Origin of the sequence: Streptomyces sp. NPDC091387 (genome assembly GCF_044756945.1) — a bacterium.
GTDB lineage: Bacteria > Actinomycetota > Actinomycetes > Streptomycetales > Streptomycetaceae > Streptomyces.
On record NZ_JBIVTZ010000004.1, the window covers coordinates 465588 to 478604 of the forward strand.

Consider the following 13017-nt stretch of genomic DNA (forward strand, 5'->3'; position numbering starts at 1 on the left):
GCTGCCCCTCTCGGCGACGGAACGGGCGCGCGAGGCTAACCCCCATTGCGCGATGAGGGAAGAGACTCCATGATTCCTGACACGTAGTCAGCCAACAGGAGGGTGCTTCCCATGGCCGTCGTTCAGCGTCGGGGCCGCCGAATCATGATGACGGACGAGGAACGCGACACCTACCTCGCCGAACAGCGCACCTGCCGGGTCGCGACCGTCGGCCCGGACGGCCGCCCGCACGTCGGGGCGCTCTGGTTCTGCTGGGACGGCGCCTCGCTGTGGCTCTACTCGATCACCCGGAGCCTGCGCTGGTCGCATCTCGGCCACGACCCGAAGATCGCCGTGGTCGTCGACGACGGCGTGGAGTACGGGGAGCTGCGCGGCATCGAGCTCTCGGGCGACGCGGTGTTCGTCGGCGAGGCACCGCGTACCGGCGAACCCTGCCCTGAACTCGCCGTGCCCGAGCGGTTGTTCGCGGCGAAGTACTTCGGCATGGAGGTGATGCCGCACGACGGCCGGCACGCGTGGCTGCGGCTCACCCCGGAGGCCGTCACGTCCTGGGACTTCGGCAAACTCGCCGGCCTGCCCGGCGCCTGACAGCCCGCGGGGGCCTGATCAGTCGGCGTCCAGCGGCTCGTCCAGCTCCCGGCCCGCCTCGCGCAGCGCCGCGACCGCCGCCCTGATCGACGGCCGGCGGTCCGCGTCCGCACGCCAGACGGCATGGACGTGACGCCGCATCCTCTGCCGTACGGGCACCAGCCGCACCCCGTCCGGAACCGGTCCACGCCCCAGCCTGGGCGCCACACACACCCCCATACCGGCGGCGATCAGGGCGAGTTGGGTGTGGTGCTCGCCCGCGAGGTGGCTGATGCGCGGCTCGATACCCTTGGAGCGGAGGGTGAACACCAGCCACTCGTAACAGAACTCGCCCTCGGGCCAGGACACCCAGTCGTCGTCGGCGAAGTCCTCCAGATCCACCTCGTCCCGGTCCGCGAGCGGGTGCCCGGCCGGCATCGCGACGTCCGGGACGTCGTCGAGCAGGTGCGCCGTGGCCAGACCACCCGGTACGGGCAGCCGCTTGTTGCTCCAGTCCAGCACCACCGCGAGGTCGATGTCGCCCCTGAACACCGCGCGGATTCCGGCCTCGGGCTCCAGTTCGCTGGTACGCACCCGGAGTTCGGGGTGATCCGCGCGCAGGGCGAGCAGGGTGGACGGGAAGAGACCGCGCGCCGCGGTGGGGAACGCGCCCAGCCGGATCTCGCCCACCACCTCACCCCGCTGCGCCTCGATGTCGGACTGGGCCAGCTCGACCTGGGAGAGAATCCGGGCCGCGTGGCCGGCCAGCAACTGCCCCGCGTCGGTGAGCCGGACCCCGCGGCCGTTCTTGGCGAGCAGCTGCTGCCCCACCTCACGCTCCAGCTTGGCCATCTGCTGCGAGACGGCCGACGTCGTGACGTGCAGCCCCTCGGCGGCGCCACTGACCGAGCCGAGCCGGGCGAGGGCATCCAGGGTGCGCAGGCGCTCCAGATTCAACATGTAAGCAATGCTACGCCGACTACCGAACGAACTCTCACTTGTGCTACGAGATCGAATTCGTCATCGTGGAGCCCATGAGCGCACCGCCCGCACCGACCTCCTCCCCCACCGGCCCGGCCCGCCCCCCGGCTCTGGACTGGCGGCTGCGCTTCGCGGCGCTCTCGCTCATCTGGGGATTCAGCTTCCTCCTCATCAAGGTCGGTACCCATGGGTACGCACCGTTCCAGGTCACCCTCGGCCGGCTGCTGTCGGGCACGGCGGTGCTGGCCGTGGCCATGGCGGTGAAGCGGGAGCGGCTGCCGCGCACCGCCCGCACCTGGGGCCATCTGGCCGTCGCCGCCTTCTTCCTCAACGCACTGCCGTTCTCGCTCTTCGCGTATGCCGAGCTGACCATCCCCTCGACGCTGGCCGGCATCTGCAACGCGACGTCACCGCTGTGGGGCATGCTGCTGTCACTGGTCGCGCTCTCGGAGGACCGGCCGACCCGGCGGCGGGTCGCCGGCCTCGGGCTCGGCTTCGTCGGGGTGCTGACCGTACTGGGCGCCTGGCAGGGCTTCTCCGGACTGGACTTCACCGGTACGGCGATGGCACTGCTGGCCTCCCTCAGCTATCCGGTCGGCTGGATCTACGTCCGCCGGACGCTGGCGGGCAGCGGCTCTTCGACCCTCGCGCTCACGGGCAGCCAGCTCTTCCTGGGCACCGTGCAACTCGCCGCGGTGACGCCGCTGTTCACCTCGGCACCGGCGGGATTCCCGCTGCTGCCCACCCTGGCCGTGGTCGCCCTGGGGGCTCTCGGCACAGGACTCGCGGTACTGCTGCAGTACGGGCTGGTCACCGAGGTCGGCCCGACGACCGCGCAGATGGTCACCTATTTCATCCCGGTGATCGCCACCGCCGCCGGAGTCACCGTGCTCGGCGAACAGCTGAGCTGGAACACCCCGGTCGGCGCCCTCGTGGTCCTGGCGGGAGCCGCACTGACCCAGAGCAGGCCGCGGGCCGCCAGGGCGGCCGTCCCGCTGCCTGAACCCGCCCCTGTCCGGCGGCGGCTCAGCCGTAGCTCAGGGGCTTGACGGGCCCGGCCGCCGCCGCCACCGCGTCCGCCAGCGGGACGATGTCCGCGTCGTCGAGCGGCGACACGGTGATCCGGATCCCCTGCGGCGCGGATATCCGGAAACGGGCTCCGGGCGCCACCGCCCAGCCCGCGTGCAGCAACCGCGTCACGGCCCCGGTCTCGTCGCTCACGGGGACCCACACGTTCATACCGCTGCGGCCGTGCGCCTCGACCCCTCTCGCCTCCAGCTCCCGAACCAGGGCGTCGCGGCGACGCGCGTAGGACCGGGCCACCGCCTGCGGGTCCACGGCGCCCGCGGTCCACAGGTGCACCATCGCCCGTTGCAGCAGCCTGCTGACCCAGCCGGGCCCCAGCTGCTGCCGCCCCGACACCCGGTCGGCCGTGACCGCGTCGCCCGTCAGCACGGCGACCCGCAGATCCGGCCCGTACGCCTTGGCCACCGACCGCACGAACGCCCAGCGGTCCGTGGCGCCGGCCAGGGGGTGCAGCGGGAGGTCGACGATGGCGTGTCCGTGGTCGTCCTCGATCAGCAGCACGCCCCGGTGGCCGGCGAGAACCGCCCGCAGTTCGGCCGCTCGCGCGGTGCCGATCGCGGCCCCGGTCGGATTCTGTGCCCGGCCGGTGACGACGACCGCACGGGCGCCGGCCCTCAGCGCGGCTTCGAGAGCGTCCGGCAGCGGCCCGTCGTCGTCGAGCGCGACGGGGACGGGCCGCATCCCCAGCGCCGGTACGAGATCCAGCAGACTTCCCCAGCCGGGGTCCTCGACGGCGACCGCGTCACCGGGTCTGAGGTGGGCGTTCAGCACCCGTTCGATCGCGTCGAGCGATCCCGAGGTGGCGATCACCGGCCCGGCCGGAACGCCGTCGGCGTCGAACCCGCCCCGCGCGAGCGCGGCGAACTCCGGGTCCACGGGCGGCTCCGCGTACATCCCGGGCGCCCGCGCGTACGTCTCCGTGACCGCGGCGAACGCCTCGCCCAGGGCGGGCAGCAGCGCCGGGTCCGGGTTCCCCTTCCCCAGGTCCCGCACGCCGGGCGGCGCCTCGATCCGCAGCGATCCGCGTGCGGTGCTCGCGGGGCGCGGCCGGATCCGGCTGCCCCTGCGCCCGGCCGTCTCGATCACCCCGCGCTCGCGCAGAGTGCGGTAGGCGGCCGCCACCGTATTGGGATTCACCTCCAGCAGGGCGGCCAACTCCCTCATGGGAGGCAGCACTTGGCCGGGGGTCAGCTCTCCAGAGCTGACCGCCTGCTCCACGCTGGCGGCAATTTCCGATGCACGCCGTCCGGTGATCCGATACTCTCCTAGCACAAACAAGAGTATGCACTAGTGCAATGGAGAACGCAATGCCGGACACCCAACCGCCGCGGACCGCGGGCCCGGACGCCGCGGCCGCTTACGAACCGACCGGGCGGACGGTCCCGACCCGCTCCCGCGAACGGGCCGGATACGACCGCGAACAGATCCACTCGATACTCGACGAGGCCTACGTCTGCCATCTCGGCTTCGTGCGCGACGGGGCCCCCGTCGTCCTGCCGACGCTCTTCGGCCGGGTCGGCGAGCGGCTCTACGTACACGGTTCCACCGGCTCCCGCCCGCTGCGGACGGCGGGCGGCAGCCCCGACGGCCTCGCCGTGTGCCTGACGGTGACGCATGTGGACGGGCTGGTCCTGGCCCGTTCCGCCTTCCACCACTCGCTCAACTACCGCTCCGTGGTGGTCCATGGCGTCGCTCACGCGGTGACCGACCCCGAGGAGCGGCGCACCGCGCTCGACGCGATCGTGGAGCAGGTGGTTCCGGGGCGCTCACGGGACTCACGGCCGGCCGACGAGAAGGAGCTCGCGGCCACCGCCGTGCTCCGGCTGGATCTGCGGGAGGTCTCCGCCAAGGTCCGCACCGGCGGCCCGAACGACGACCCCGAGGACCTCGGACTGCCCCACTGGACGGGCGTCGTCCCGCTGACGCACGGCTTCGCCGCTCCCGTCCCCGCGGCCGACCTCGATCCCGCCATCTCGGTTCCGGACTACCTGAAGGCGCTCTGAACCACCCCGGGGCGGCGGGCCCTCGGCGAAGAAGAGGGAGCGGCCCGCCACCTTCCGGTCAGGCGTGGGCGGCCGCCTCGCGCCGGGCGTTCGCGGCGCCGCGGGTCTCTGCCACCGCCAGCCCGGCCACCGCGGTGAGCAGCAGCAGGGTCCCGGCGACCGTGGCCGCGGTGAGTTCCTCATGGAGCACCACGACGGCGATGACCGCCGCGCTCACCGGTTCGAGGAGCATGATCACCGAGACGGTGGCGGCGCGCACCACCGCGGCCCCCGCGAAGTAGAGCGCGTAGGCGAGTGCGGTCGGGACCGCGGCCACGTACACGAGCAGGGTGACCACCTGCGCCGTGTGCGCGGTCTGCGGCACGATGCCCTCACCGGCCGCCATCGGCAGCAGCAGGACCGCCGCGACGGCGAAAGCCCAGGCGCTGGTGGCGAGCGCGTCCGCGCCTCCCCCGTCACGGCCGAGCCGGCGGGTCAGCAGGGTCATCGCGGCGCAGCCGGCCGCGGAGAGCAGCGCCAGTGCGATTCCGGCCGGCCGCACCGTCCCCGCGTCGCCGCCGAGCACCAGCACGGAGAGCCCGGTGAGTGCGCCCGTCACCGCGGCGATCCCGCCGCCGCCCAGCCGCTCGCCCATGGTCAGCCGGGCGCCGACGGCGATGAGGACGGGGCCCGCCCCGAGGGTGACGACGGTCCCGACCGCGAGGCCGGTGACCTGGACCGCGGCGAAGTACGCGGTCTGGAAGACGGCGAGCCCCACGCCGGTGCCGACGATGCGCAGCAGCCGGCGACGACGGGGTTCGGCAGCAGCCGCCGCCCGCGCGGGCCGCAGCGCCAGCGCGGCGAGCAGGAGGACGAGGCCGCCCGCACAGCGCCAGAACGACAGCGCGAGGGGCCCGAGATCACTGGCCTCGAAGATCAGTGAGGCGGCGGCACCGGCCGTGCCCCAGGCGACTCCGGCGATGATCAGATAGCAGAGGCTCCGCCCGGTGGACAGGCCGGAAGCATGATTCGACGACACGTGTACTTCTCCAAGGAAGACGGGGGTGGTCGCTCGGCTCCGCACGCGGGCAGCGACGAACCGCTCGGGGACTGCCCGAGCCCGGTCTTCGTCAGATGGGGCCGCCCGCGCTAAGCGGCGGGAGGCGGAAGTACGGTCACATGCATGATCGTGACCCTACGTGGCGGTGCGGCCGGCGGACAACTCCCCCTCGGTCCCGGCCGGCTCACCGCCCGGTCCTGAGGCGATGGGCCCGGAAGGCGCCTTCGGTGTCGAGGACTGCGCGATGAAGGCACCGAACAGCACCAGCGAACCGCCGATGAGCTGCGGGGCGGCCAGGTGCTCCCCGAGGAGCACCCAGGCGAGCACGGTCGCGATGACCGCTTCCAGGCAGGCGACCACACCCGCGACGGCCGGGGACAGCAGCCGTACCGAGATCACGCCGGTGACGTACGCGATCACGGTGGCGAGCAGCACGATCCAGACGAGCAGCAGCCAGGCGGGCACATCCGTGCCGTTCATGGCGGTGCTGCCGCCGAGCAGGGACCAGTCCATGCCCCACGGCCGGGCCACCACGGTGAGCACGGCGGCACCGATCAGCAGCCCGTAGGCGATGACTCCGACCGGGTGCGGAGGTTCGGCGTCCGCCGCCGGCTCGCCGCTGCCCTGGGCGGAGAGGACGAAGTAGCCGACCTGGCAGCACGCGGCGCCGAGTGCGAGCAGCAGCCCGACGAGGTCGAAGCTCAGCCCGGACCACACCTCGACCACACACGCCAGACCGCCCACGGCCAGGACCACGCCGACGGCGGCCGCCCTGGTCACCGGCCGGCGCTGCACGAAGCGCACCCAGCCCAGGACGAGCGCCGGTGCGAGGTATTCGACCAGCAGCGCGACACCGACCGGGATGCGGGAGATCGCCGCGAAGTAGCAGGCCTGGACGCCCGCGACGGCGAGCAGGCCGAATCCCAGCAGCAGCACCGGCCGGCTGCGCACCAGAGCGCGGTGGCGCCAGGCCACGGGCAGCATGACGAGCGCGGCGCCCGCCACCCGGAGCCACACCACGTGGAGCGGTTCGAGACCCGCTTCGATCAGCGGCTTGGCCGCCACTCCGGAACCGCCGAATGCGAGGGCCGAGGCGAGGGCGAGTCCCAGGCCGGCGCTTCTCCCCTGAGACGCGTGCATCGGCACATCATGACAGCTGCCGTCAGGAGCGTCACCCCGGTGACACCTGACCCGGGTAACACTCCGATGCCGCTGTCACCCCTGACAGATACGGCCCGGTGGCGCACGGCCCCGGCTGGTTCGGGCCATCGGCCGAACCCTGCGGTCATCCCTGGTCGGAGGCCTCGACGATCCGGTCCGCGAGCAGCGCCGCGTCGACACCCGCCCGCTCCAGCACCTCGACGGCCCTGCACCGGCGGTCCGCGGCCAGCGCGGCGAGCAGATCGAGCCCGCCGGCCCGATCCCGGTCCCGGAGCCGTGCGCGCCGGTGCGCCTCCTCCATCGCGGAGCCGGCGGCGGGCGACCAGCCCTCCACCCCCGCGTCCGGAGCGCCCGGCACGACCGGAATCGCTCCGGAGTCCTCGATCGCGCCCTGCCAGCGGAGCCCGTAGCCGATACTGCGCTGGACGAGGTAGCCGAGCACCCTGGCCAGCTGCGGTCCACCGGCGAAGGCGGTGCGCACCTCGGCGTCCGACTCGATCAGGGAGTGCAGCAGATGAGCCGTGTCGATCTGCTGGTCGCCGTCGCGCAGGGCGCGCCTGCGCGCACCCGTCACCACGGCGGTCAGCTCCGCGGTGAGCTCGGCGTCGGTCTCGGCACGGTGGTTCGGTGCGGGTTGCTGAGGAATCCGCGGTGTCCGGTTCTGCACCCTTCTACCTCATCAGTCCCGGCGGGCCGGAACGTCCCCGGAGAGACCCATTGACGCATCCCACCCGAGTTGGGCACAGAAGCGCGACTCCTCCTCCTCACGGATGAGATCACGCCGTTCTGGAACCCGATTCGGGGAATCGGCGCGCGCCGCCTTGCCATGCGCTCCCGGAGCAACCGGAAGCCTCCCCGGACACGTCCCACAGCCCGGAGCACTGTTGCGGCGGCGGGAGGAGTGCCGGAGGTGAGCTGGCTGGTCGCCCTGCCCGCACTCGACGGGCGCGATTACGTCTACCGGGTCCACGCGCCGCGGGACGCACTGCCCGCGGACCTCTTCTGGGCGGCGTTCCACTGCCACGACGACGGGCCGCACCCGCGCGCCTCCGACCGCTTCGACTCGGCGCGGATCTGGCGGACCGGAACGGAACCAGCAGATCTGACAGTTCATCAGTATTGAATGTTCGACCCACTGCGGCTACGTTCCGCGACACCGTAACCCGTCGAGAAGGGGTGGTCGCATGGCCGAAGTCAGTGCAGAGGCGCGCATCGAGGCACCGGCCGAGAAGGTCTGGGCCCAGCTGACCGACTTCAGCACGTACGGGGAGTGGAACGCCACCCACACCAGCTTCCCCAAGGGCGGACCGGCCGCGCTGGAGCTAGCGGGCACCTATGAGGAGAACATGAAGCTCATGGGGTTCCCGGCCGAGGTGACCTGGACGGTCGCCGAGCTGGAGGACGGCCGCCTGCTGACGACCACCGGGAAGGGTCCGATGGGCGTCAACCTGAAGATGCGCTACGCGCTGACACCGGACGGGGACGCCACGACGGTCCGCATCGACGGCGAGTTCACGGGGGCGGCGGTCTCCCTGATGGCCGGCAAGCTCAAGGATTCGGCCACCGCCGCCCTCATCGAGTCACTGCGCAAACTGGACGGACTGATCATCGCCTGACGCCCGGCGGACCGGCCGCCCGCGCACCGGCACCGAAAAAGCCCCGCGGGACATCCGCGGGGCCCTTCGGCGTACAGCTCCTCAGTCTTCGCACCGGCCGGCTCAGTGCTCGTCGGCGAGAATCAGGTAGAGCTTCTTGCGCGCGTCGTTGATGACGGCGAGCGCCTTCTCGCGCTGGTCGGCCGACCCGGTCTTCCAGACCTGGCCGAACGCCTCCATCAGGCCGAAGCCGGCCTGCCTGATCTCGTTGACACCCTCCCAGTCGACGCCGCGGCCGGCCTCCTCCCAGGGCGCCTCGGGGCCCGACTCCGCCTCGGTGCGGCCGGTGTCGGTCAGCGTGAACAGCTTCTTGCCGCCCTCGCTGGCGCTGACGATCAGGCCCTCGTCCTCCAGGAGCTGAAGGGTCGGGTACACCGAGCCGGGGCTGGGCCGCCAGGCCCCGCCGCTGCGCTCGCCGATCTCCTGGATCATCTCGTAGCCGTGCATCGGCCGGTCCTTCAGCAGGGCCAGGATCGAGGCACGTACGTCACCGCGGCGCGCCCTTCCCCGGCCGCCGCCCCGGCCGCGTCCGCCCCCGAAGGGGCCACCGCCGAAGGGTCCGCCGCCGAACGGCGGACCGAACTGGCCGAAGGCCGCCCGGCGCCCCTCGAAGTCGCCCCGTCCGCGCTCTCCCGGCCCGCAGGGGCCGTGTCCGTGCCCGTGTCCATGCTCATGTCCGTGTGAACGCATCACTGCACTCCTTCTATCGTTGATCTGTCGCGATGCGTCAACGATATATCGGAACCGGTCGCTTGACAAACCTCTTGCCGGAAATGTTCGGTCCGCCGATCCGGAATTGGCCTTGGCCTGGGGCTTTGGCGCGCGCCTACGGTCGGGGCATGAGGATTCGAATCGTCGACGCGTTCACCGACCGCCCCTTCACCGGAAATCCCGCGGGCGTCCTGCTGCTCGGCCCGGACGGCTTCCCCGACGACAGCCGGCTCCAGCAGATCGCGGCGGAGCTGAACCTGTCGGAGACCGCGTTCGCGCACCCGCTGCCGCCGGGCGGCGCCGCCGACTGGGCCCTGCGCTGGTTCACCCCGGCCACCGAGGTCGACATGTGCGGCCACGCCACGCTCGCCACCGCCCACGTCCTGCACACCACCGGGGCCGCGAGCGGCACGGTGCGCTTCGCCGCGCGGTGCGGGGTCCTCACCTCGACCGCGCACCCGGACGGCTCGCTCACGCTCGACTTCCCCACCGCGCCGCTGACCCCCGAGGCCACGCCGGAGGGACTGGCCGCCGCGCTGGGCGCGGAACCCGTGTCCGTCCACGACACGGGCCCGTACACCGGCGACCTGCTCGTGGAACTGGCCGACGAGGCGGCCGTACGGGGACTGGCCCCTGACCTCGCGGCACTGACCGCCCACTCGCGGCGCGGCGTCATCGCCACCGCCGCGGCCACCGGCGCCGGCTACGACTTCGTCTCCCGCGGCTTCTTCCCCGCCGTGGGCATCGACGAGGACCCCGTGACGGGCAGCGCCCACACCGCCCTGGCACCGTTCTGGTCGGCCCGGCTCGGCCGGGACGACCTGACCGGCCTCCAGGCGTCCGCCCGGTCCGGGCTGGTCCGCACCTCACTGCGCGGCGACCGGACGCTGCTGACCGGCGACGCGGTGACGGTCCTGGAGGGGGAACTGCTCGTCACCCTGTGACGGGGCGGGAGGAAACGCCGGGAGGGGGTGTGCGGATCATCCCGCACGCCCCCTCCCGGAACCCGGCCCCACCGCCTCTCACGGGGTGGGCAGCCAGCCCACCTTCCCGGCGAGCAGCGCGTAGCCGACGAACGCCCCGATGTCGAGCAGGGCGTGCGCCGCGACCAGCGGCCCCACCCGCTGCCAGCGGCGGTACAGCAGCACGAAGACGACCCCCATCACCATGTTCCCGATGAATCCGCCGATCCCCTGGTACAGGTGGTACGAGCCGCGCAGCACCGAACTGGCCACCAGGGCAGCCATGGGCGTCCACCCCAACTGCCCCAGCCGGCGCAGCAGATATCCGACGACGATCACTTCCTCCAGCACGGAGTTCTGGATCGCCGACAGGATCAGGACGGGGAACTTCCACCACACGTCGGGCAGCGACTCGGGGACGACCGTGAGATTGAACCCGGCGGCCCTGACCACCAGGTAGAAGGCCAGCCCGGCGCTGCCGATGCCCGCCGCCACCAGCGTGCCGCGCCCGAGGTCCGACCCGGGCCTGGTCCGGTCGAAACCGATCGCCCGCAGGCCCGTGCCCTCTCTGATCAGCAGATGGGCCACGAGCGCGACGGGCACCAGTGCGGTCGTGATGCCGAAGAGTTGCCAGGCGAGATCCAGCCAGGGACGCCCCGGCGCGTACGAGCTGTTAAGCGTCGCCGCCTGGTCCTTCAAACCCCCTGGTTTCGTCAGTGATCCGACAAAACTGATCAGGGCAGACACCCCGCTGGCCCCCAGCGAGAGAGCCAGCACCAACACCGTCTCGGACCGCAAGATCCGTCGTGACACGGCCTCCTGAGGATAAGAATCAGCCACGCGCCCGGCCTCCACCTGTACACCTGCCCTGAGTTGTGCATTCACGTCCCATGCCACTCCCCGCCCCGCTAGGGTCTCGAATACAGGTACGAAGATCATGCGCGACAGGCCGGGGGACGAGCACCATTGCCGATGGTGTGGTCCCCCTTTTTCCTTGTTCATCCTCAAGGAGGGGCACCACCGACATGGGACGTCACAGCTTGCCCGACGACTACACGACGGACGGAAGCGGGGACCGTCCGTCGAACCGGCGTCGTACCGTAGCCATCGCCACCGCGCTCGTTCTCGCCGTTGCGGCGGGAACCGCGGTAGCGGCCCAGGGCGGCTTGCTGTCGTTCTCGGAGTCCTGCGACGACTCCGCGGTGCACCTGTCCATGGTGGCCTCCCCCGACATCGCTCCGGCCGTGCGTACCGTCGCCGACAAGGCGCGCAAGGACGATCTCAGATCCGACGGCCACTGCCTCGACGTGGAGGTGGTGGCACGTGACTCGTACAAGGTCGCCGACGCGCTCGCCGCCGGCACGGGCACGCCGGACTATCAGATGTGGCTGCCGGACTCCGATCTCTGGCTGAGCCGCGCCAGGGGGACGGGCGACGCCGTGCCGCTCACCCCGGGCGACTCCGTGGCCTCCTCCCCCGTTGCCCTGGCCACGGTGCCCTCCGCCGCGAAGACCCTCGGCTGGCCGAAGAAGAAATACACCTGGGCCGATTTGATGGCCTCGGCGATGGAGGCCGACAAGGTGCGGCTGGGCTCCGCCGACCCGGCGCGCAGCGCCACCGGCCTGCTGGCGCTCACGAGCATCGGCGCGTCCTCCGACAAGCAGGGCGGGGACAGCGACACCAGGGTCGCGAGCACCGCCAAACTCCTCGCCCAGCGGATGTCCGACAGCGACACCCAGGTGCTCGGGACCCTGGCCGGGGACGGCTCGGGCACCGAGGAGGGCAACCCCGCCCGCAACCAGGCGGTGCTGCTCTCCGAACAGGCCGCGTTCGCCCACAACGCCGAGGCGACCGGGGACGGGAAGCTGGATCTCTTCTACCCCACGGACGGCACCCCGCTGCTCGACTACCCGTTCACGCTGGTCAACGAGAACAAGCTGAGCACCGACGAGAGCCGGGCGGCGCTGCGGTTCATGACTCTGCTGACCGAGGAGAGCGCGCAGCACACGCTGGAGGAGCACGGCTTCCGGACCGCCGACGGTACGGCGGACGAGCAGCTGGTCGCGTCGGCGGGCGGCAAGTCGCCCCAGCCGTACGCCACCTCGCCCGCCACCGCACCGTCCGACGACACGCTTCAGGAAACGCTCGGGATGTGGACGATCACCGTGCAGAGCGCGCGGCTCACCACGGTCGTCGACGCCTCGGGTTCGATGGCCACCATCGTGCCGGGCCGCAACCAGTCCCGGATGGACGTCACCAAGGCGTCCCTGATCGAGGCCCTCAACCAGTTCACGCCGAACGACGAGATCGGCCTCTGGGAGTTCGCCACCAGGCTCGACGGCGACAAGGACTACCGGCGGCTGGTGCCGACCAGCCGGCTCGGGCAGCAGGAGAAGGGCGGCGGCACCCACCGGCAGAAGCTCGCCGCCGCGTTCTCGGCCCTGCAGCCCGTGCCGGACGGTGCGACCGGGCTGTACGACACCGCCCTGGCCGCCTACAAGGAGGCGCAGCGCACGTATGTGAAGGGCAAGTTCAACGCCGTGGTGATCCTCACCGACGGCTCGAACCAGGACGACCGTTCCCTCTCTCGCAGCGCCCTGATCGCGGAACTGAGACGGATCGCCGACCCTGAGCGCCCGGTTCCGCTGCTCGCCATCGCGGTCGGCCCCGACGCCGACCGCGAAGAGGTGAACGAGATAGCCAAGGTGACCGGTGGCGGCGGCTACCAGGTCAACGACCCGGCCGAGATCCAGGCGGTGATCCTGCAGGCCGTCATGACCGCCGGGCAGAACGGCCGCGCCGCCGAGGAATAGCACCCGCGCGGCGGGCAGGGGCCGTGCCGCACCGGCCCT

14 protein-coding genes are annotated in these 13017 nt (G+C 71.9%); 7 read left to right on the forward strand and 7 right to left on the reverse strand.

Annotated elements, in window-relative coordinates; genetic code table 11:
* The first annotated feature begins 111 nt into the window (after window positions 1–111).
* A complete protein-coding gene (locus ACIQM0_RS11430) occupies window positions 112–588 on the forward strand; it encodes a pyridoxamine 5'-phosphate oxidase family protein (protein WP_401285766.1) in 477 nt (158 codons plus the stop codon).
* An 18-nt stretch (window positions 589–606) separates the two neighbouring features.
* On the opposite strand, the gene ACIQM0_RS11435 is transcribed toward ACIQM0_RS11430, so the two are convergent.
* Window positions 607–1527 carry a LysR family transcriptional regulator gene (locus ACIQM0_RS11435; protein ID WP_401285767.1) on the reverse strand — a complete coding sequence of 307 codons (921 nt, stop codon included), beginning with the start codon at window positions 1525–1527 and terminating at the stop codon, window positions 607–609.
* A gap of 74 nt (window positions 1528–1601) precedes the next feature.
* Here ACIQM0_RS11435 and ACIQM0_RS11440 point away from each other — a divergent pair, with 74 nt between their 5' ends.
* On the forward strand, window positions 1602–2597 hold the full coding sequence (locus ACIQM0_RS11440; protein ID WP_401285768.1) for a DMT family transporter: 996 nt from the start codon (window positions 1602–1604) through the stop codon (window positions 2595–2597).
* On the opposite strand, the gene ACIQM0_RS11445 is transcribed toward ACIQM0_RS11440, so the two are convergent.
* Window positions 2575–3906 carry an aminotransferase class I/II-fold pyridoxal phosphate-dependent enzyme gene (locus tag ACIQM0_RS11445; RefSeq protein WP_401285769.1) on the reverse strand — a complete coding sequence of 444 codons (1332 nt, stop codon included), beginning with the start codon at window positions 3904–3906 and terminating at the stop codon, window positions 2575–2577. The genes ACIQM0_RS11440 and ACIQM0_RS11445 overlap by 23 nt on opposite strands.
* Before the next feature lie 35 nt (window positions 3907–3941).
* Here ACIQM0_RS11445 and ACIQM0_RS11450 point away from each other — a divergent pair, with 35 nt between their 5' ends.
* Complete coding sequence (locus ACIQM0_RS11450; RefSeq protein WP_401285770.1) at window positions 3942–4637, forward strand: pyridoxamine 5'-phosphate oxidase family protein; 696 nt, start codon at window positions 3942–3944, stop codon at window positions 4635–4637.
* Window positions 4638–4695: 58 nt separating this feature from the next.
* Here ACIQM0_RS11450 and ACIQM0_RS11455 read toward each other — a convergent pair whose 3' ends face one another.
* From ACIQM0_RS11455 to ACIQM0_RS11465, 3 genes are all read right to left on the reverse strand, one after another.
* A complete protein-coding gene (locus ACIQM0_RS11455) occupies window positions 4696–5655 on the reverse strand; it encodes a DMT family transporter (RefSeq protein ID WP_401285771.1) in 960 nt (319 codons plus the stop codon).
* A 156-nt stretch (window positions 5656–5811) separates the two neighbouring features.
* A complete protein-coding gene (locus ACIQM0_RS11460) occupies window positions 5812–6816 on the reverse strand; it encodes an EamA family transporter (protein WP_401285772.1) in 1005 nt (334 codons plus the stop codon).
* Window positions 6817–6961: 145 nt separating this feature from the next.
* Window positions 6962–7504: a Clp protease N-terminal domain-containing protein gene (locus ACIQM0_RS11465; RefSeq protein WP_401285773.1), complete on the reverse strand. Its 543-nt coding sequence runs from the start codon at window positions 7502–7504 to the stop codon at window positions 6962–6964.
* Window positions 7505–7747: 243 nt separating this feature from the next.
* Between ACIQM0_RS11465 and ACIQM0_RS11470 the strand changes: the two genes are divergently transcribed.
* Both ACIQM0_RS11470 and ACIQM0_RS11475 read left to right on the forward strand, forming a co-directional pair.
* A complete protein-coding gene (locus ACIQM0_RS11470) occupies window positions 7748–7960 on the forward strand; it encodes a hypothetical protein (protein ID WP_363029024.1) in 213 nt (70 codons plus the stop codon).
* 61 nt (window positions 7961–8021) lie between these two features.
* Complete coding sequence (locus ACIQM0_RS11475) at window positions 8022–8453, forward strand: SRPBCC family protein (RefSeq protein ID WP_401285774.1); 432 nt, start codon at window positions 8022–8024, stop codon at window positions 8451–8453.
* Window positions 8454–8555: 102 nt separating this feature from the next.
* Here ACIQM0_RS11475 and ACIQM0_RS11480 read toward each other — a convergent pair whose 3' ends face one another.
* Complete coding sequence (locus tag ACIQM0_RS11480) at window positions 8556–9182, reverse strand: PadR family transcriptional regulator (protein WP_363076985.1); 627 nt, start codon at window positions 9180–9182, stop codon at window positions 8556–8558.
* A 149-nt stretch (window positions 9183–9331) separates the two neighbouring features.
* Here ACIQM0_RS11480 and ACIQM0_RS11485 point away from each other — a divergent pair, with 149 nt between their 5' ends.
* The gene (locus tag ACIQM0_RS11485) at window positions 9332–10147 is read left to right on the forward strand and encodes a PhzF family phenazine biosynthesis protein (RefSeq protein ID WP_401285775.1); all 816 of its coding nucleotides are present in this window, start codon (window positions 9332–9334) and stop codon (window positions 10145–10147) included.
* A 78-nt stretch (window positions 10148–10225) separates the two neighbouring features.
* Here the strand turns inward: ACIQM0_RS11485 and ACIQM0_RS11490 are convergent, their stop codons facing one another.
* The gene (locus ACIQM0_RS11490) at window positions 10226–11005 is read right to left on the reverse strand and encodes a CPBP family intramembrane glutamic endopeptidase (protein WP_363029032.1); all 780 of its coding nucleotides are present in this window, start codon (window positions 11003–11005) and stop codon (window positions 10226–10228) included.
* 185 nt (window positions 11006–11190) lie between these two features.
* On the opposite strand from ACIQM0_RS11490, the gene ACIQM0_RS11495 reads away from it, so the two are divergent.
* Window positions 11191–12978 carry a substrate-binding and VWA domain-containing protein gene (locus ACIQM0_RS11495; RefSeq protein WP_401285776.1) on the forward strand — a complete coding sequence of 596 codons (1788 nt, stop codon included), beginning with the start codon at window positions 11191–11193 and terminating at the stop codon, window positions 12976–12978.
* The last annotated feature ends 39 nt before the right edge of the window (window positions 12979–13017 follow it).